Source organism: Rhodococcus sp. Z6_132 (assembly GCF_058133635.1).
Map to the genome: position 1 here is coordinate 946065 of NZ_JBYUNP010000002.1, position 17715 is coordinate 963779.

General features: G+C 71.8%; 17 protein-coding genes. 4 read left to right on the forward strand and 13 right to left on the reverse strand.

The genetic code is table 11. The features are described from left to right. Window positions 1-98: 98 nt before the first annotated feature. Window positions 99-1700: a GMC oxidoreductase gene (locus tag AC3YO9_RS11155; RefSeq protein WP_489983184.1), complete on the forward strand. Its 1602-nt coding sequence runs from the start codon at window positions 99-101 to the stop codon at window positions 1698-1700. A gap of 78 nt (window positions 1701-1778) precedes the next feature. Here the strand turns inward: AC3YO9_RS11155 and AC3YO9_RS11160 are convergent, their stop codons facing one another. The 9 genes from AC3YO9_RS11160 to AC3YO9_RS11200 all read right to left on the reverse strand — a co-directional run bounded on the left by AC3YO9_RS11160 (window position 1779) and on the right by AC3YO9_RS11200 (window position 11214). After that, complete coding sequence (locus tag AC3YO9_RS11160; protein WP_489983185.1) at window positions 1779-2888, reverse strand: FAD-dependent oxidoreductase; 1110 nt, start codon at window positions 2886-2888, stop codon at window positions 1779-1781. Window positions 2889-2904: 16 nt separating this feature from the next. Beyond that, the gene (locus AC3YO9_RS11165) at window positions 2905-3426 is read right to left on the reverse strand and encodes a hypothetical protein (protein WP_489983186.1); all 522 of its coding nucleotides are present in this window, start codon (window positions 3424-3426) and stop codon (window positions 2905-2907) included. Beyond that, window positions 3423-4757: a hypothetical protein gene (locus tag AC3YO9_RS11170; protein ID WP_489983187.1), complete on the reverse strand. Its 1335-nt coding sequence runs from the start codon at window positions 4755-4757 to the stop codon at window positions 3423-3425. Before AC3YO9_RS11170 ends, AC3YO9_RS11165 begins: the two co-directional genes overlap by 4 nt. Window positions 4758-4762: 5 nt before the next feature. Next, entirely contained in the window at window positions 4763-5539 is a 777-nt protein-coding gene (locus AC3YO9_RS11175) for an ABC transporter ATP-binding protein (RefSeq protein WP_489983188.1), read from the reverse strand. Further along, on the reverse strand, window positions 5539-7224 hold the full coding sequence (locus tag AC3YO9_RS11180; protein ID WP_489983189.1) for a dipeptide/oligopeptide/nickel ABC transporter permease/ATP-binding protein: 1686 nt from the start codon (window positions 7222-7224) through the stop codon (window positions 5539-5541). Before AC3YO9_RS11180 ends, AC3YO9_RS11175 begins: the two co-directional genes overlap by 1 nt. Further along, on the reverse strand, window positions 7221-8213 hold the full coding sequence (locus AC3YO9_RS11185; RefSeq protein ID WP_489983190.1) for an ABC transporter permease: 993 nt from the start codon (window positions 8211-8213) through the stop codon (window positions 7221-7223). Before AC3YO9_RS11185 ends, AC3YO9_RS11180 begins: the two co-directional genes overlap by 4 nt. Before the next feature lie 5 nt (window positions 8214-8218). Further along, window positions 8219-9832, reverse strand: coding sequence for an ABC transporter substrate-binding protein (locus AC3YO9_RS11190; protein WP_489983191.1), 1614 nt, complete (start codon window positions 9830-9832; stop codon window positions 8219-8221). Between the two features lie 123 nt (window positions 9833-9955). Further along, on the reverse strand, window positions 9956-10078 hold the full coding sequence (locus AC3YO9_RS11195; protein ID WP_489983192.1) for a hypothetical protein: 123 nt from the start codon (window positions 10076-10078) through the stop codon (window positions 9956-9958). Next, window positions 10075-11214 (reverse strand): LLM class flavin-dependent oxidoreductase, encoded by a 1140-nt coding sequence (locus AC3YO9_RS11200; RefSeq protein ID WP_489983193.1) that lies wholly within the window; start codon window positions 11212-11214, stop codon window positions 10075-10077. Before AC3YO9_RS11200 ends, AC3YO9_RS11195 begins: the two co-directional genes overlap by 4 nt. 128 nt (window positions 11215-11342) lie before the next feature. On the opposite strand from AC3YO9_RS11200, the gene AC3YO9_RS11205 reads away from it, so the two are divergent. Next, window positions 11343-12056, forward strand: a complete 714-nt coding sequence (locus AC3YO9_RS11205; RefSeq protein WP_489983194.1) for a TetR/AcrR family transcriptional regulator — start codon at window positions 11343-11345, stop codon at window positions 12054-12056. Then, window positions 12053-13393 (forward strand): alpha-amylase family glycosyl hydrolase, encoded by a 1341-nt coding sequence (locus AC3YO9_RS11210; protein ID WP_489983195.1) that lies wholly within the window; start codon window positions 12053-12055, stop codon window positions 13391-13393. Before AC3YO9_RS11205 ends, AC3YO9_RS11210 begins: the two co-directional genes overlap by 4 nt. 13 nt (window positions 13394-13406) lie before the next feature. Here AC3YO9_RS11210 and AC3YO9_RS11215 read toward each other — a convergent pair whose 3' ends face one another. Both AC3YO9_RS11215 and AC3YO9_RS11220 read right to left on the reverse strand, forming a co-directional pair. Further along, on the reverse strand, window positions 13407-14132 hold the full coding sequence (locus tag AC3YO9_RS11215) for a transglycosylase family protein (protein ID WP_489983196.1): 726 nt from the start codon (window positions 14130-14132) through the stop codon (window positions 13407-13409). 170 nt (window positions 14133-14302) lie between these two features. Continuing rightward, complete coding sequence (locus AC3YO9_RS11220; RefSeq protein WP_489983197.1) at window positions 14303-14626, reverse strand: hypothetical protein; 324 nt, start codon at window positions 14624-14626, stop codon at window positions 14303-14305. A 222-nt stretch (window positions 14627-14848) separates the two neighbouring features. Between AC3YO9_RS11220 and AC3YO9_RS11225 the strand changes: the two genes are divergently transcribed. Next, entirely contained in the window at window positions 14849-15190 is a 342-nt protein-coding gene (locus AC3YO9_RS11225) for an RNA polymerase-binding protein RbpA (RefSeq protein ID WP_127782941.1), read from the forward strand. A 135-nt stretch (window positions 15191-15325) separates the two neighbouring features. Here AC3YO9_RS11225 and AC3YO9_RS11230 read toward each other — a convergent pair whose 3' ends face one another. Then, a complete protein-coding gene (locus AC3YO9_RS11230; protein ID WP_127782940.1) occupies window positions 15326-16111 on the reverse strand; it encodes a polyprenol monophosphomannose synthase in 786 nt (261 codons plus the stop codon). Then, entirely contained in the window at window positions 16080-17714 is a 1635-nt protein-coding gene (gene lnt / locus AC3YO9_RS11235; RefSeq protein ID WP_489983470.1) for an apolipoprotein N-acyltransferase, read from the reverse strand. The genes AC3YO9_RS11230 and lnt overlap by 32 nt, the downstream gene beginning before the upstream one ends. Window position 17715: the final 1 nt, after the last annotated feature.

Sequence of the window (17715 nt, forward strand, 5' to 3'; positions counted from 1 at the left end):
TAGCGAACAGCTTGGTTGCCGGTGCGACTCGTCTCGGGACACCAGCGTGGCGCGGCGCCCCACCGGCCCACGTCACGTCTCTGTCGGGAGCCCCGCCCATGTCTGAGCTCAAGCGTCGTGCGTTTCTCACCGGTGCGGCCGCGGTCGCCGCCTCGCTGGCCGTCCCGCAGTCGGCGAGCGCCCAGTCCCCAGCAGGGCCCCGTGCGCGTCGCTCCCCCACGGCCCCCGTCACCCGCGAGGACCACCGCGCCGTGGTGATCGGGTCCGGCTTCGGTGGTGGCGTCGCTGCTCTGCGGCTGGCCGAGGCGGGCGTGCCGGTGGTGGTGCTCGAGCGCGGCATCCGCTGGCCCAGCGGTCCGAACGCCGAGACCTTCCCGCGCGTGTCGGCGCCGGACAAGCGCTTCCTCTGGCACCAGTCCGTCCCGCAGATCTTCGGCCGACCGATCATCGAGCCCTACGCCGGGCTGCTGGAGATCGTGCCCGGGGAGAACATGACCGCCCTGTGCGCCGCGGGCGTCGGCGGGGGCTCCCTGGTGTACCAGGGGATGACGCTGCAGCCGGACGAGGCCGTCTTCAACGCGCACTTCCCGAACGAGCTCGACTGGCAGACCATGAACCGGGTGCACTACCCGCGGGTGGCGCAGATGCTCAAGCTGGCCGTGGCCCCCGACGAGCTGATCGCCACCCCCAGCTACCGCGCGGCCCGGGTGTTCGCCGAGCACGCCCAGCGCGCGGGCCTTCCCGTGGAGAAGATCCCCATGCCCATCGACTGGAGCTACGCCCTCGCGGAGACCCGCGGCGAGATGAAGCCGTCCTACACCAACGGGGACGGGGCCTTCGGGGTGAACAACGGCGGCAAGCACTCCATCGACGTCACCTACCTCGCCGCCGCCGAGGCCACCGGACGGGTGGACGTGCGCACCCTGCACCAGGTGACCGACGTGGCCCGCGCGAAGGACGGCCGCTGGACGGTGCACGTGGAGCGCATCGACCGCGCCGGCACGGTGCTGGAGACCAAGATCCTCACCACCAAGACCCTGGTGATGGCCGCCGGCAGCCTCAACACCACCAAGCTGCTGGTGCGGGCCGCGGCCACCGGGCAGATCCCCGACCTGCCCGACGCCCTCGGCGGCAACTGGGGCACCAACGCCGACCGCATCTACGTCTGGACCGACCTCGCGACCGGGTTCGGGGTGCCCCAGGGCGGCCCGGTGGTCTACGGCAGCAAGAGCTGGGCCGACCCGGCCACCGCCTGCACCGTCATCCAGGCCTCCATGCCGCCCGTGGGCTTCGACGCGCGCAGCACCATGCTGGTCGGCTACGGCGTGAGCGAGAGCCGCGGCAGCTTCCGCTACGACTCCGCCACCGACAACGCCGTGCTGCACTGGCCCAAGGACGGCGACACCGCCATCCAGACCGGCCACATCGACCCGATCGTGCGCAGGATCGCCGGCCCCGCCAGCATCGTCACCGACACCAACGACTACTTCCCGTCCACCTGGCACCCGCTGGGCGGGGCGAGCATGGGCACGGTCTGCGACCTGGAGGGCCGGGTGCACGGCCAGCCCGGGCTGTACGTGCTCGACGGTGCCCTGCTGCCTGGCAGCGCCGCGGCCTGCAACCCGTCGATGACCATCGCGGCCGTGGCCGAGCGGGCGATGGACCACCTGGTGCGCACCGACGTCGGCACCCTCATCTGACCGCCGTCCACGAGACCAGAGAAAGCCTCAACCTCAACTCGACGGTTAACCGTGTTAACTCTCTACTTGAGGTTGAGGTTAGTGCTCATCCTCCCTGGTCAGACTGGTGCCGGACGGCGTCAGGCTGCGCACCGCCGCGAGCGCAGCGAGGCGACCCGCGCGGGTGGCGCCCAGCGTGGAGGCCGACGGCCCGAACCCGACCAGCTGGACCCGTGGGTCCCGGACCACCGTGGTGTCCGCCATCCGGATCCCGCCGCCGGGCTCGCGCAGGTGCAGCGGCGCCAGGTGATCCAGCGACGCCCGGAAGCCGGTGGCCCAGAGGATGACGTCGGCGACCACCTCGGCACCATCGGCGAAGCGCACCCCGCGCGGAGTGATCTCGGTGAACATCGGCCGGGCCACCAACACACCGGAGTCGATCCCCCGCCGGTACTCCTCGGTGAGCGGCAGACCGGTGGTGCCCACCACGCTCACCGGCGGCAGACCGGCGCGCACCCGCTCCGCCACCCGGCGCTCCACCTCGCGACCCCACTCCGCGTCGAAGGGGCGGTCGACGAACTGGGGCGGTCGGCGGGTGACCCACGTGGTGCTCGCGGCGACGGGCGCGATCTCCAGCAGGTGCTGCACCGCCGAGGTGCCACCGCCCACCACCACCACGCGCTGCCCGCGGAAGTCCTCCGCCGAGGTGTAGTCGTGGGTGTGCAGCTGGCGGCCACCGAAGCGCTCCTGCCCGGGGTAGCGCGGCCAGTAGGGGCGGTCCCAGGTGCCGGTGGCGCTGATCAGCACGCGGGTGGTCCAGGTGCCGGCGTCGGTGGCCACCACCAGCGGACCCTGCGGACCCGCCGGCGCCGTCACCGCGGCGACCCGAACGGGACGGCGGACCGGCAGGGCGTAGTGCTGCTCGTAACGGCGGTAGTAGTCGGCGACCACCTGGGCGGCGGGCTGGTCCGGGTCGGGGTCGACCAGCGGCAGGCCGGGCAGGTCGTGCACCCGGTGTGCGCGGCCCAGGGTGAGGGAGTCCCACCGGTGCCGCCACGCGCCCCCCGGACCGTCGTTGGCGTCCAGCACCACGAACGAGCCACCCGCGGGCAGCCGGCGGCTCAGGTGGTGCGCTGCCGCCAGCCCGGCCTGCCCGGCGCCGACCACCACCACGTCGACGTCCGGGTGAGCCGTCCCGCTCCCGGTCATCGCGCAGCGACCGGCCTCACGCCGCGCCCACGCTGGAGACCACGTCGTAGACGTCCCCAGCCGGGCTGGCCATCACCCGGTCCGCCATCTCCTGCTTGACCACCACCAGCCGAGCCTCCTCCTCCGCGGTGCGGGCTGCCTTGCGGGAGAGGGTGATGTACTCGTCCCGGACGAATCCCTCCCGGACCACCAGCGTGACGCTCTCGCCGCGGTAGTCCAGCCGGAAGACGTAGATCTCCATCGTGCGACCGCGCTCCGGCCGCTTCAGGGCACCGTCCACGGTGTAGCGCCCCTCGGTCACCGCCCGGGTCACCAGCTCGAAGGTGTCGCGCACGCCCGGGCCGCCGTGGGAGGTGGTGACCGTGATGTCGCGCCGCTCGACGGGGCCGTTCTTGCCCAGCGCCTGCAGCCCGCGGGCCAGCACCTGGTAGGCGTGGGCAACTCCGCCGGGCGCCAGCGGCCCGTGGTAGCGCAGGGCGTCGTCGAAGTCGAAGGTGAGCAGGGTGCCCTGGTCCATCACCTCGAGCGGGTTGGTCATGATGCAGTCCTCACTGTCGTGCCGCCATTGTTGGCGGTCTGGCTGAACTCGGAGATCCAGGGCATGAATCCGTCGAGGAATCGCTCCGTCGCGGGCATGAAGTACGCCCCGTAGTGCGACATCGGGTCGAGGGTCGCGATCACCATCGTTCCCGGCGTGCTGACCTGGTCGACGTAGGCCAGCACGTCGCCGTTGGGCAGGGTGAGCAGCACCTCCGCGCCGGGCGGCGGCTGGACGGCCCCGTGGTAGTGCCAGGTGCAGTCCTCGACGCCCATCCGGCCGAAGAAGGAGTGGTGCGGGTTGGGGGTGCTCATGCCCAGGTCCGCCCCGGGCTCCAGCCACCACCAGTAGTTGGTGGGCCGGTGCTCCCACTGGACGCCGGGCAGGAATCCGGGCAGCGGCTCGCCGCCGCTGAACGACACCACGGTGCCGCCGGCCTCGAGCAGCTCCAGGATGCGAGGCGCCGCGGCGTCGAGCAGTCCCTGGTGGATGCGCTCGGGAATGATGACGCCGTCGTATCCGGTCAGGTCGGTCTGCGCCAGCTCGGGCAGGTAGAGCATCCCGCCGGTGAGGTGCTGGGCGTACTTGGGCGTGGTCAGCGCGCGGTGGTGGTGCGAGCTGCCGCCGTACACCGCGGCCAGTCCCCGGCCGGTCGCCGTGGACGGGCTCACGGGCAGCGGGCCCCACTGGTCGAGGGGCGGGGTCGGCCGGAGGGGCTGGTTCTGCAGCTGGCTGGCTTCCGCGGCGGCCCAGTCGGCGAGCTGCCCGGGGATCTTGGCGGCGGTGTTGTCCGCCAGCCCGGTCGCGTACCCGAACAGGTCACCGGTGGCGTGCACGAAGATCGTCCCCGCCGTGGAGACCCGGTCGACGTAGGTGACCGGCTGGCCACCGACCAGCCGCACCAGCACCTCGGCGCCGTCGGGCACCGGGTGGTGCCCGCGGGCGAAGAACCCGGCCACCCCGCGTCGCTCGCTCATGTGCTCCAGCGCCACGCCACGGAACACCGGGTGATCCGCGGCCTCGGTCACCTTGTAGTTCTTCCGTCGCGGCGGAATCACCGGCTCGAAGTGCCGCGCCCCGGGCAGCCAGTCCTGGTTGAGGTGGCCGCAGAAGATGACCACCTTCCCGGCGTCCAGGAACCGGCGGACCACCCCGCGGTGGCGGGCGAGGTGCTCCTGGTCGACGTTCGACCCGATCACCAGCACCCGGTGCGCCGCCAGCGTCGCGTCGGACAGGTCGTAGCAGTCGATCGACGAGACGTCGTGCCCCAGCGCTCCTGCGGCGAACGGGGACAGCTCCCCGGTCGGGTACATCGTCACCAGTGCAAACATTGCGTTCAGAGCTCCTTCTGTGCGATGTGCGGGTGGCTGGAGGCAGCCACCAACGCCTGGGTGTACGGGTGGTGGGGATCGCCGAGGACCGACGCGACCGGGCCGCTCTCGACCACCCGTCCGTGCTGCATCACCACCACGCGCTGCGACCCGCGCTGAGCCAGCGCCAGGTCGTGGGTGATGTGCAGGATCGCGATGCCCTGCTCGCGGTTCAACCGCTCCATCAGCTCGATGACCTGCATGCGCAGGGACGCGTCGAGCCCACTGGTCGGTTCGTCGGCGATGACGAGCTTGGGCCCGGTGACCACGGCGCGGGCGAAAGCCACGCGCTGGCGCTCGCCACCGGAGAGCTCGTGGGCGTACCTGCTGGCGTAGCGCTCGGCCGGGTCGAGGTTCACCGCTGCCAGCGCCTGCCGCACGGCGTCCCGCCGGCTGGTGGCGCTGCCGATCCGGTGGATCACCATGGGCTCGGCGACGATGTCGGCGACGGTGAGGGTGGGGGGAAGCGAGGCGTAGGGGTCCTGGAAGACCAGGTGCACGTCCCGCCGCACGGCGCGCGCGGCTCGGCGACGCATGCCCACCACGTCGGTGCCCTGGAAGCGCACCTGCCCGGCCGAGGGCTGCTCGAGTCCCACCACCACCCGGGCCACCGTGGACTTGCCGGCCCCCGACCCTCCGACCAGCGCCACGGACTCGCCCGCCTCGACGTCCAGGCAGACGCCCTCCACCGCGGTGCGGCCGGGGAAGGACACCGTGAGACCACGGATCTCCAGCAGGCTCATCAGGCGCTCACCCGCTCCCGCACCGGTGCCAGCCGCACGACGGAGCCGATCAGCCTGCGGGTGTACGGGTGGGCGGGTTCGCCGACGATCTGTGCGGTCGGTCCGACCTCCACGATCTCGCCGTCCTTCATCACCGCGATGCGGTCCGCGACCTGTTCCACCACGCGGAGGTTGTGCGAGACGATCAGCAGGCCGAGGTTCCTCCGTCGGCGCAGGTCCGCCAGCAGCGCGAGGATCTCGACCTCCATCAGCACGTCCAGCCCACTGGTCGGCTCGTCTGCCACCAGCACCGCTGGGTCGTTGGCCAGGGCCATCGCGATCACCACGCGTTGGCGCATCCCGCCGGAGAGCTGGTGCGGGTAGGCGTCGATGCGGGCGGGGTCGATGCCGACCTGGCCCAGCAGCTCGGTGGCCCGCTCCCGCGCCTGTCCCCTGGTGCACCGGGTGTGCACCAGGACGGCTTCGACCAGCTGGGCGCCGATGGTGTGCACCGGGTCGAGCGCACACATCGCCTCCTGCGGGACGAGCGCGATGCGGTTGCCGCGCAACGCCCGCAGGTCCCCGGCGGACATCGTGGTCACCTCCTGCCCCGCCACGTGCACCGTCCCGCCCACGATCTCGGCGGCCGGCGGGAGCAGCCCCACGGTCGAGGCCGCCACCGTGGACTTGCCGCTGCCCGACTCGCCGACCAGCGCCACCACCTCACCGGCCGCGACGCTCAGCGACACCCCGTGCACTCCGGAGCCGCCCGGGCCGTAGGAGACAGTGAGGTTCTCGATCTGCAGCGCCGCACTGTGGTCGTGGTTGCGGGGCGCACCGTCGCCGGCGGGCCGGCCACGGCCAGCGGCCGTCTTCCTGCGTCGGCTCAGCACCGGGCGCGAGCGCTCCTCCAGCGCGTTGCCGAGCAGCGCGAAGCCCAGCACGGTGAGCGCGATGGCCACTCCGGGCGGCATCACCCACCACAGCCAGGCATCGGTGAGGAACGCGCTGCGCGAGCTGGCCATGGCGAGCATGGAGCCCCAGCTGGAGGCGGAGATGTCGCCGAGGCCGAGGAACGCCAGCGACGCCTCCAGCAGGATCGCCGTCTTGGCCGCCAGGATGAACTGCGGGACCACCAGGGGAAGCACCGCGCGGGAGACGTGCCTGCGCAGCACGTAGCCCGACCCGGCGCCCATCGCCCGCAGCGCCTGGACGTGGTCGCGCTCGCGCAGCGACAGCACCTGCGAGCGCAGCTCCCGGGCCAGGCCCGCCCACAGCACCGCGGAGATCACCAGGATCTGGGTGCTGACGCCCGGGCCGAGGAAGACGCCGATGACGATGGTCAGCGGCAGGACCGGGAGGGTGAGGATCACGTCCACGATCCGCATCAGCACCGCGTCCACCCAGCCGCGGCAGTAGCCCGCCACCACTCCGACCAGCGCGCCGATCACCGTCGCCGCCAGGGCCGCGACCAGGCCGACCAGCAGGGAGGTGCGGGCGCCGTGGATCAGCTGGGAGAGCAGGTCGTGCCCGACGTCGTCGGCGCCGAGCCAGTGCGCGGCCGACGGTCGGGCGAACGGGCGGGTGACCCGCTCGGTGGGATCGTGCGGCGCGAGCAGCGGCGCTGCGACCACGCAGAGCACCAGCAGGGTCAGGATCGCGCTGCCGGCCACCGCCATCCGCCGGGAGCGGGCCGAGACGGTCATGCGCTGACCTCTTTCCGGTGGTGGGTGACGCGCTCGCGCCGCACCCGTGGGTCCAGGAGCGGGTAGGCGAGGTCGGCCAGCAGGTTGGCGGCGACGATGCCGATGGTCGCCAGCAGGAAGGCACCCTGCAGCAGCGGGTAGTCCCGGGTGGTGACCGCGTCGTAGGTGAGCTTGCCCAGGCCGGGGTAGGCGAACACGCTCTCCACCACCACCGCACCGGAGAGCAGCGTGCCGGCGGTGAGGGTGAGGCTGGTGAACACCGGCAGCAGGGCGTTGCGCAGGGCGTGCCCCAGCGCCACGCTGCGCTCGCTGAGCCCCTTGGCCCGAGCGAGCCGGATGAACGGCTCGTCCAGCACGCTCACCGTGGACGCCCGGGCCAGCAGGAAGAACCCGCCGACGCTGGCGATCACCAGGGTGAGCACCGGCAGGACCATGCGGACGGCCACCGCGGTGAACCAGGACCAGCCGCTGGCCTCGATCGGCGCAGCGCCGTAGGACGGGAACCAGCCCAGCTGCACGGAGAAGACCGCGATCAAGATCATGCCCACCCAGAAGCCAGGCATCGAGTCCACCGCGAGCACCCCGGTGACGGTGGCGGTCTCCCGCCGGCTGCCCCGCCGCCAGGCCGCCCAGGTGCCGAGCAGGGTGCCCAGCACCGCGGCGAGGACCATCGCGGTGCCCACCAGCGCCAGCGTCCAGGGCAGCTTGTCCACGAGCACGTCCGACACCGGGCGGTTGTGCGCGACCGACGTGCCCAGGTCCCCGTGCAGCAGCCCGCCCCAGAAGGACACGTACTGCTCGAGGACCGACCGGTCGAGCCCGTAGTCCTGACGGAGCTGCGCCACGTGCTCCGGTGCGAGGTTGCCTTCCTCGCCGCCGTAGAGGTACTGCACCGGGTCACCCGGCGCGAGGTAGGGCAGCGCGAAGTTCAGCGTCACCGCGGCCCAGAGCACCAGCAGGTACTGCCCGACCCGTCGCAGCAGGGGCATCGCGCTCAGCGCACCGGCGCGATGGCGCCGGCGGACTCGCTGACCTCGCGCGGCAGGAACGACCACTTGTGCACGACGCCGTAGCCCGGGGTCTCCACCCAGCCGGCGAAGCTGTCGGCGCGCACGCCGAAGTACTCGTCCGGGTAGTACAGGCCGAGCACGGTGGGCTGCTGGTTGAACAGGGTCTGAATCTCGTCGAGCACCGCGAGCCGTGCCTCGTTGGTCTCGGTCTTCCTCCACTTCTCGTACAGCGCGTCGTACTCCGGGTACGGCACCGACGGCGCCTTCCAGAGGTTGCCGGAGCGGTGGGACATGATGAACTGCGTCGGGTCGGCCACCGCGTGCGGCGAGTTGGTCGTGACGTACATGTCGTAGGTCTTCTTCGCCGCGATGTCCGACAGCGAGCCGGTGTCCACCGCGACGACCGACACGTCCAGACCGATCTTGCGGAAGTCCTCGGTGAGCAGCTGCGCTGCGCGCACGTCGGGAGCCAGCCCCCCGTTGGCATGGATCCGGTAGGTCAGCTTCTCCCCCGCGGCGTTCTCCCGGAAACCGTCGCCGTCGTCGTCCACGTACCCGAGCTCGTCCAGGATGGTGTTGGCGCCCGCGACGTCGTAGGGCGACTCGGTGGGGTTGGCGTACGGCGCATCCGGGTGGACGTAGCCCTGCGTGGCGGGGCGCCCCTGCCCCAGTCCCACCACCTCGAGCAGCTGGTCGCGGTCGACGGCCTTGTTCAGAGCCGTGCGGAACTTCGCCTCGCTGAACGGCGCCTCGAGGAAGTTGAGCTTGAGCTCGGGGTAGCGCAGCGGGGAGGTCTTGACCACGCCGACCTGGGAGGAGCGGCCGAACTCGTCGGTGAGCTCCGGCGTGAGCGCCCGGGTGGTCGCGTCGATCTGCCCGGAGCGCAGCGCGGTGAACGTGGCGGAGGAGTCCGCGATCACCGGCATCACCAGCTCGTCCACCGTCGGCTTGCCCGCGAAGTAGTTGGCGTTGGCCGTGAACCGGTAGCCGGAGGTGGGGCTGTAGTCCACCAGCTGGTACGGGCCGGTGCCGATCGGCAGCGCGGCGTGCTCCTTCGCCTTGGCCGGGTCGACGGTGGACCACACGTGCTTGGGGACGATCGGGAGGTCGGCCAGCGTGACCGGGCCCAGCTCCGGGCACGCGTAGTCGCAGGTGAAGCGCACTCCCCCGGCCGCCGTCGTCTCCACCGTCGAGATCGACGGCGTGTCGTTCACGTGGTGGGTGAAGCGACCGGTGGGGGCCTGGTGCATGTAGTGGAAGCTGAAGACCACGTCGTCGGCGGTGAACGGTGCACCGTCGTGCCAGGTGACGCCGTCGCGCAGCGCCACCTCCCAGGTGGAGGCGCTCACCTGGGTGACGGAGGTGGCCAGCCACGGCTTCGGGTCGGCCACGTACGGCGACGGCGCCAGCAGCTTGTCGTAGACCAGCTCGGTCAGCTGGTCGGTCTGGCCCGCGAAGAGGTTGAGCGGACCGGAGTCCTTGTCCACCGCGATGGTCAGGCTCGATGCTGTCGCCGGGCCCTCCAGAGCGCTGTCCGAGGCGTTGTCGCCGGATCCGCACGCCGTCACCAGCAGCGCGGAGGCGAGCAGGGCGGACACGGCGCCTCGGCGCTGCAGGAAAGAAGTTCTGGTGCGCATCGGGGCCCTTCGAGTAAGGCTTGCCTAACCTTGGTTTGGTTAGCCTAACTTATTCCCGCTGCGGTCTGCGCCACACCCCGCGGGTCACCCTGCGGCGGCGCCCCTCACCAGCTGGTCGAACGGAACCGGGTCGGCGAACGGGTCCACCCCGCGCGCCCGCGGCTCGCGCAGGCCGGCGCTGACCACCGCGATGGTGCGGGCCGTCATCGCGCCGCCGCCGGGGAGGCGCCGGTGACGTCGTCCACGCCGGGCACGGTGGCGTCCTGCGCGCCACCCGCCGCCGCGACCAGCGAGGCGTGCGTGGGGGCGTCCGGGACGTGCGCGGGCCGGCCGAGGGCCATCTCCTTGCGCAGCACCGGCACCACCTCCTCGCCCAGCAGGTCGAGCTGCTCCAGCACCGTCTTCAGCGGCAGGCCGGCGTGGTCCATCAGGAACAGCTGGCGCTGGTAGTCGCCGACCTCCTCGCGCATGGTCAGGTAGCGGTCGATGACCTCCTGCGGGCTGCCCACGACCAGCGGGGTCTGTGCGGTGAAGTCCTCCATGCTGGGGCCGTGGCCGTAGACCGGCGCGTTGTCGAAGTAGGGCCGGAACTCCCGCTTGGCCTCCTGGGAGCTCTTGCGCATGAACGCCTGCCCGCCGAGGCCGACGATGGCCTGGTCGGCGCTGCCGTGGCCGTGGTGCTCGAAGCGGCGGCGGTAGAGCGCCACCATCTGCCGGGTGTGCTCGATGGGCCAGAAGATGTTGTTGTGGAAGAAGCCGTCGCCGTAGTACGCGGCCTGCTCGGCGATCTCGGGCGTGCGGATGGAGCCGTGCCACACGAAGGGCGGCACGCCGTCGAGCGGGCGCGGCGTGGAGGTGAACGACTGCAGCGGCGTGCGGAACGTGCCCTGCCAGTCCACCACGTCCTCGCGCCAGAGCCTGCGCAGCAGCGCGTAGTTCTCGATGGCCAGGTTGACGCCGTCGCGGATGTCCTTGCCGAACCACGGGTAGACCGGGCCGGTGTTGCCGCGGCCCATCATCAGGTCCACCCGGCCGTCGGCGAGGTGCTGCAGCTTGGCGTAGTCCTCGGCGATCAGCACCGGGTCGGTGGTGGTGATCAGCGTGGTGGAGGTGGACAGGATGATGCGCTCGGTCTGCGCCGCGATGAAGGCCAGCGTGGTGGTGGGCGCTGAGGCGATGAACGGCGGGTTGTGGTGCTCGCCGGTGGCGAAGACGTCCAGGCCCACCTCCTCAGCCTTCTTGGCGATGGTGATCGTCGCCTTGATCCGCTCGTGCTCGGTGGGGGTCCGGCCCGTGGTGGGGTCCGGGGTGACGTCGCCGACGGTGAAGATGCCGAACTGCATGGTGCCGCCCTCCTGGGTTGATAGTCCAACATTAAACTACCTGCGCAGCCAGCTTGTTCCCCCCTGTGGCTCTACACGAGCACCGGAGTACATTCCCGGCCGGGAATAGAGACTGGAGGTGACCACGCGTGACGGCGGAACCAGGCGGCCCCGGTCGCCCTGGCGAGGGACGAGCGGGACGTCGGCAACGGGGTCAGCGGGCGGGCCTGGACCGGCAGGCCATCATCGATGCGGCGCGGGCGCTGGCGCCGAGGGCGATCACCATGCAAGCGGTGGCCGATGAGCTCGGGGTGGACCGCAAGGCGCTCCACCACCACGTGCGCAGCCGCGAGGCTCTCGTGAAGATGGTGGCCGCGGACCTGTTCACGTCCTCCTTCGACAGTGCACGTCTGCAGGAGGGCGGGGACTGGCGCCAGGTGTGCACGGACTTCGCCCGCGCGTGCGTCGACAGCCTGGTCTCCACCGGTGAGCTGGCCGGCTGCGTGAGCCTGGCGGACCCCCTGGACCCGGTGGTCGTTCGCCCAGTCGAGGTGGCCCTGGACGCACTGCTGGCAGCGGGCTTCGACGAGGAGTGCGCTGCGCGAGGGGTGACTGCGCTGACCTTCCTGTGCGTCGGCCTCGCCCAGGAACGGCTGCGCCACCGTCGCAGCGGGCAGGACTCCGGGCTCGCCAACCTGCGCCGAGCCCTGGCGGACTGCGACGACGCGGCCCACCCTGCCCTGCGCCGCGTGGTCGAGGTCGGCCGTGCCCAGGGTGACGAGGCCCAGCTCGCGATGAACCTGCGCCTGTTCCTGCTCGGCATGCAACAGATGCTTGACCAACAAGGAGGCACCGACCGATGACAGCGTGGCCCGAGCACGTGATGTGGTGGCACCTCTACCCACTGGGTTTCACTGGTGCCCCGATCCACCCGGAACCCAGCACGCCCGACGACGGCCCGACAGCAGGTGCGGTGACGCACCGGCTGCACGGGGTCGAGGCGTGGCTGGACCACGTCCTCGCGCTGGGACTCAACGGGATCGCGCTGGGCCCTGTCTTCGCGTCCCAGACCCACGGGTACGACACCGTGGACTACTTCCGGATTGATCCGCGCCTGGGCGACGAGCACGACTTCGACCACCTGGTCGCCGCAGCCCACCAGCGCGGCATCCGCGTGCTGCTCGACGGCGTCTTCAACCACGTCGGCCGAGCGCACCCAGCCTTCGTGCAGGTCGAGCAGCACGGTCCTGCATCGGCCACAGCGGAGCTCTTCCGCGTCGACTGGGCAGGCTGGCGCCCCGGCGACCCGGTACGCGCAGAGGTCTTCGAGGGTCACGAGCACCTGGTCGCCCTCAACCACGAGTCCGCGGCCGTGGCCGACCTGGTCGCTCGGGTCATGACGTACTGGCTGGACCGAGGAGCGGACGGTTGGCGGCTGGACGCCGCCTACGCGGTGCCGCCTGCGTTCTGGGCCCGGGTGCTCCCCGAGGTGCGTCGCTCCCACCCGAGTGCCTGGTTCTCCGGCGAGGTGATCCACGGCGACGCCGCGCAGATCGTGCGGGCCTCCACGATGGACTCCCTGACTCAGTACGAGCTGTGGCAAGGCATCTGGCACGGCATCGGCGAGCGCAACCTCTTCGAGCTGGCCCACGCGCTGCGTCGGCACAACGACCTGCTCGCCACGTTCGTGCCCTCCACGTTCGTGGGCAACCACGACGTCACGCGCATCGCCTCCGCGATCGGCGTCGACCTGGTGCCCCACGCGCTGGCCGTGCTGTTCACGGTGGCCGGCACCCCCAGCGTGTACGCCGGCGACGAGCTCGCCTGGACAGGCATCAAGGAAGAGCGCCTGGGCGGTGACGAGGCCGTGCGCCCGCTGTTTCCGCCTCACCCGCCGACCGAGGACGAGCTCGAACCCGCCGCGCGCCACGTGCTGCACGCACACCAGGCCCTGATAGCGCTGCGTCGCCGCCACCCGTGGCTGCACCGGGCCCAGACCGACGTGGTGCACCTGGACAACCGGCAGCTCGTGCTGCGGACCGCCGCCGGAGCCCGGTCGGTCGTCGTCGCGCTCAGCCTCGAGGACACCGCGGTCACCCTGCCGAGCGCCGGTGCCCGCAGCCTGGTGTGCGGCTCCGGGCACCTGGCCTCCGGGCAGGTCCAGCTGCCTCCCCGTGGGTGGGCCGTGCTGGAGGGCTGACCCCGGGCCGGCGCTAGCGGGGCGGGGTGCCGAAGAAGGCGGCGATCAGGGTGAGGCCGCCGATGGTGCTGGTCTGGGTGATGCCGTTGGTGCGCTGCAGGTCCTTGGCCGCGACGCGCGAGGCGGCGTCGTTGCAGCCCGACAGCGGCAGGCCGTAGCCGAAGGTGTTCATCTGCCACTGCCACACGAACAGCAGCGGGGAGCAGCTGCCGGACGGGAAGCTGAGGAAGGGCAGCTCGATCTCGTCCATCGTCGCCGTGCCGGGCACCGTCGGCTTGGGCCCGGGGACGGGGGTGGTGCCGCCCCCACCGATGTAGGCGCTCTCCGCGTAGGTGGGGAGGCGGCCGCTGCCCGCGTCGCGGTCCTCCACCAGGCCCTTGCTGACCCGGCACTGCGGCCAGGGCTGCCACCCGCGCTTGCGGTAGAGGTACAGCGCCCGGTAGTCCTGCTCGGCGGGGCTGGCCTGGTTCGGCGTGATGGCGGGGTTGCCGCCCACGCTGATCCAGGTGCTCATGTCGAACTGGTAGGCCCCGTAGTACTTGGTGCCACCGATCTTGTAGTTGTTGCTCGACTCGCAGTCACGCAGAGCCTTCCAGGCGCCCGCGCTCGGGTCAGCACCAGCGGCGGGTGCGCCGACCACCGCTGCGGTGGTGAGCGCGAACAGCAGGGTGAGCATGCCGGCGAGCAGACGACGAACGCCGAGCCTCATCGAGGTGGTCCTGGTGAGTGCAGTGGTCACAGCCGCTCCAGTGCAGTAGCCGCGCTAGCGCGGATGTGGGGTACATCACGAGATGGACACACCGTAACCAGATTTCACACCAGTAACAACCGGCACTCAAAACTCGCCAGTCTCGCTGTGCCCCACGCGTGGGGCAAGCCAACACGCCGAGCGGCGTGGTCAACCCCGGTTCAGCGCCAGCGCTCGGCCTCAGCGGCCAGCTCGACCAGCGCCCCGCAGAGCTGCTCCAGCTCGGCACGCTCGGCTCCGTCGGACACCGCGGTGGCCACGTCCTCGGCCGCGCAGCGCAGGCGGAACGCGCGGTCGGTGAGGGCCTCCACCTCCTGCGCCGTCAGCACCACCGCGTCCTCGGGGAAGCTGGTGGCACGCAGGGCGACTCGCTGCTCGTAGGCGCGCTGGCGACAGGACGGCTTGCAGTAGCGCCGGCGCCGGCCGACAGGGGGGTTGGCGACCTCGCGGCCGCACCACAGGCAGTACTCCGGTCTCCGCGCCACGGGCGTGCACGATACGGCGTCGCGCAACCGTGATGCGCGGACCACGACTCCCCCGCACAGGCGTTTGCTTCTGCTTGGCCCTAGTTGAGACACTGGGAGGCCAGCACTGGGCCTGGGCGGGAACGTCCATGCCCTCGTGCGCGTTGAGACTCATGCAGTACTTGTGCGGGACCGGTTCGTCCGACCCCCGCACGTAGCCACAAACCAGGGAGAGGACACACCATGGCTGATCGCGTGTTGCGCGGCAGCAGGCTCGGAGCTGTCAGCTACGAGACGGACCGGGACCACGACCTGGCGCCCCGGCAGGCCGCCCGCTACCAGTGCCCCAAGGGACACGACTTCGAGGTGCCCTTCGCCGACGACGCCGAGTTCCCGGCCACCTGGGAGTGCCGCCTGCACGGGCAGACCTCCGAGCTGATCGGTGGCTCGACGGCCGAGACCAAGAAGGTCAAGCCCCCGCGCACCCACTGGGACATGCTGCTGGAGCGCCGCTCCACCGAGGAGCTCGAGGAGCTGCTCAACGAGCGCCTGGAGCTGCTCAAGCAGCGCCGTCGCTCCTCCTGACCCAGCACTGACGCCGCCGGCCGCGCACCCCTCGGGGTGGGCGGCCGGCGGCGTCTCCGGGCTCAATCTCACCGCCGGCCGGGCCATGGCCTCGCGCTGCCGCAGCCCGCACCCCGACGGAGGAGCCGCCGGCGCCTAGCGGCGACCGGTGAGGCGCTGCACGCGGTTGCGCACGCCCCACTTGGTGACCATGAGCAGCGCCTCCCGGACGATGTTGCCGCTCATCTTCGACTCCCCCAGCTCGCGCTCGGTGAAGGTGATGGGCACCTCCTCCACGGTGAAGCCCTGCTGGATGGTGCGCCAGGCCAGGTCCACCTGGAAGCAGTAGCCCTGGGAGGCGATGGTCTCCAGGTCGAGGTCGGACAGCACCTGCCTGCGGTAGGCGCGGTAGCCGCCGGTGATGTCCTTGAGGCCAACCCCCAGCGCCAGCCGCGAGTAGAGGTTTCCGCCGCGGGAGAGCCACTCGCGGTGGCGCGGCCAGTTGACCACCTTGCCGCCGGGCACGTAGCGCGAGCCCAGCACCAGGTCGGCACCGGCGTCCACGCGGGCCAGCAGCGACGGCAGCTGCTCGGGGGCGTGGCTTCCGTCGGCGTCCATCTCCACGATCACCGCGTAGCTGCGCTCCAGCGCCCAGCGGAAGCCGGCGATGTAGGCGGCACCGAGACCGGACTTCTCCGTGCGATGCATGACGTGCACGCGGTCGTCGGCGGCGGAGAGCTCGTCGGCCAGCTGACCGGTGCCGTCCGGGCTGCCGTCGTCCACCACGAGCACGTGCGCGTGAGCCACCGACTCGTGCACCCGGCCCACGATCTTCGCCAGGTTCTCCAGCTCGTTGAAGGTGGGGATGATGACCAGCACGCTCGCGCTCGCTGGGCTACCCGCAGCCCCGTCAGTCCCGCGCGGACGATCGTGCTCCGCCATGAACATCCTCCTCGTCGGCTGTTGCCGTGTCGTGTACCGGCTCGTCGCCCCGCGACCAGCGCGGGCGAACGAGGGCTGCTCCGAGCGCGAGCACCGCGAGGGTGCTGATCGCTGCTGGCGGGAGGTTCCCGAGCCGAGTGGCCAGAGTAGTCGTGGTCCGCAGCGGAACCTGCGCAACCAGGGTAGCTGGGGTGAAGAGTGACGTTTGCGACAGCACTGCACCGTCCGGGGCGATGGCCGCGCTGGCACCGGTGGTGGCGGCCACCAGCACGGCCCGGTCGTGCTCCACCGCCCGCACCTGCGACATGGCCAGCTGCTGGTAGGTCATCTCCGTGCGCCCGAACGTGGCGTTGTTGGTGGGCACCGTGATCAGCTGCGCCCCGGCGCGCACCGAGTCGTTCACCAGGTAGTCGAAGGCCACCTCGTAGCAGGTGGCCACCGCCAGCGGCACCCCGTTGAGGTCCACCACGCCGTTGCCGTCCCCGGGCACGAAGCGCCCCGCTAGGTCGGCGTAGGAGGAGAAGTGGCGGAAGAAGTCGCGGGCGGGCAGGTACTCGCCGAACGGCACCAGCACCCGCTTGACGTGCTGCTGGCCCGGCCCGGCCGCGGGATCCCAGACGATGGCGACGTTGCTGGTGGTGCGGTCGGCGTTGACCAGCACCGCCCCCACCAGGATGGGTACCTTCACCGCCCGCGCGGCCCGGGCGACCAGCGCGGTGGCGTCGGCGTTGGCCAGCGGGTCGATGTCGGAGGCGTTCTCCGGCCAGATCACCAGCTCGGGCTGGGGCACCCGCCCGGCGGCGACGTCGGCGGCCAGGCGCTCGGTCTCGGCCACGTGGTTGTCCAGCACGGCCCGGCGCTGGGAGTTGAAGTCCAGGCCCTCCCGCGGCACGTTGCCCTGCACCAGCGCCACGGTCACCGTGCGCCCCTCGGTGGGATCGGCAGCGGTGCCGGCCAGGGTCGCCGCCAGCGCCAGCGGCACCAGCAGGCCCAGCACGCAGCCGAGCACCGCCCACGCGCGGGCACGTGGGGGCCGCAGGTGCAGCACCAGGGCGGCCAGGCAGGCGCCGATCAGCGCCACCGCCAGGCTCAGCCCCGCCGTGCCCGCCACCGACGCCAGCGGCAGCAGCGGCCCGTCGGCCTGCCCGAAGGCCAGCTTGCCCCAGGGAAAGCCGTTCAGCGGCACCGAGGAGCGCAGCCACTCGGTGCCCACCCACGCACTGGCCACCCACAGCGGAGCGCCCGGCAACCGCACCAGCACGGCGGACACCGCCCCGAACAGGCCGACCGCCAGTGCTTGCACCGCGGCCAGCGCCAGCCACGGCAGCGGCCCCACGTACACACCCACCCACGGCAGCAGCGGCACCAGGAAGCCCAGCCCGGCCAGGTACCCGTAGCCGAAGCCCGCCCGCGGCCGGGTCCCGCGCAGCACCGCGCACAGCACCGCGATGCCCACCGGCGCCAGGAACCACAGCGGTCGCGGGGGGAAGCTCAGGTACAGCAGCCCGCCCGCCACCAGCGCCGCCAGGCACCGCAGCGCCACCGCGCGGGAGGGCACCCGGGGCCGGGGCCGCCAGGAGCGGCGCCGCTGGGTGGCGGGCAGG

Excerpts from the sequence above, each read along its gene's own strand:
- AC3YO9_RS11210 (WP_489983195.1), top strand. The coding sequence starts at position 12,053 with ATGACAGCGTGGCCCGAGCACGTGATGTGGTGGCACCTCTACCCACTG.
- AC3YO9_RS11165 (WP_489983186.1), bottom strand. The coding sequence starts at position 3,426 with ATGACCAACCCGCTCGAGGTGATGGACCAGGGCACCCTGCTCACCTTC.
- AC3YO9_RS11175 (WP_489983188.1), bottom strand. The coding sequence starts at position 5,539 with ATGAGCCTGCTGGAGATCCGTGGTCTCACGGTGTCCTTCCCCGGCCGC.
- AC3YO9_RS11170 (WP_489983187.1), bottom strand. The coding sequence starts at position 4,757 with ATGTTTGCACTGGTGACGATGTACCCGACCGGGGAGCTGTCCCCGTTC.
- AC3YO9_RS11200 (WP_489983193.1), bottom strand. The coding sequence starts at position 11,214 with ATGCAGTTCGGCATCTTCACCGTCGGCGACGTCACCCCGGACCCCACC.
- AC3YO9_RS11155 (WP_489983184.1), top strand. The coding sequence starts at position 99 with ATGTCTGAGCTCAAGCGTCGTGCGTTTCTCACCGGTGCGGCCGCGGTC.
- AC3YO9_RS11225 (WP_127782941.1), top strand. The coding sequence starts at position 14,849 with ATGGCTGATCGCGTGTTGCGCGGCAGCAGGCTCGGAGCTGTCAGCTAC.
- AC3YO9_RS11185 (WP_489983190.1), bottom strand. The coding sequence starts at position 8,213 with ATGCCCCTGCTGCGACGGGTCGGGCAGTACCTGCTGGTGCTCTGGGCC.
- AC3YO9_RS11160 (WP_489983185.1), bottom strand. The coding sequence starts at position 2,888 with ATGACCGGGAGCGGGACGGCTCACCCGGACGTCGACGTGGTGGTGGTC.
- AC3YO9_RS11230 (WP_127782940.1), bottom strand. The coding sequence starts at position 16,111 with ATGGCGGAGCACGATCGTCCGCGCGGGACTGACGGGGCTGCGGGTAGC.
- AC3YO9_RS11180 (WP_489983189.1), bottom strand. The coding sequence starts at position 7,224 with ATGACCGTCTCGGCCCGCTCCCGGCGGATGGCGGTGGCCGGCAGCGCG.
- AC3YO9_RS11195 (WP_489983192.1), bottom strand. The coding sequence starts at position 10,078 with ATGACGGCCCGCACCATCGCGGTGGTCAGCGCCGGCCTGCGCGAGCCG.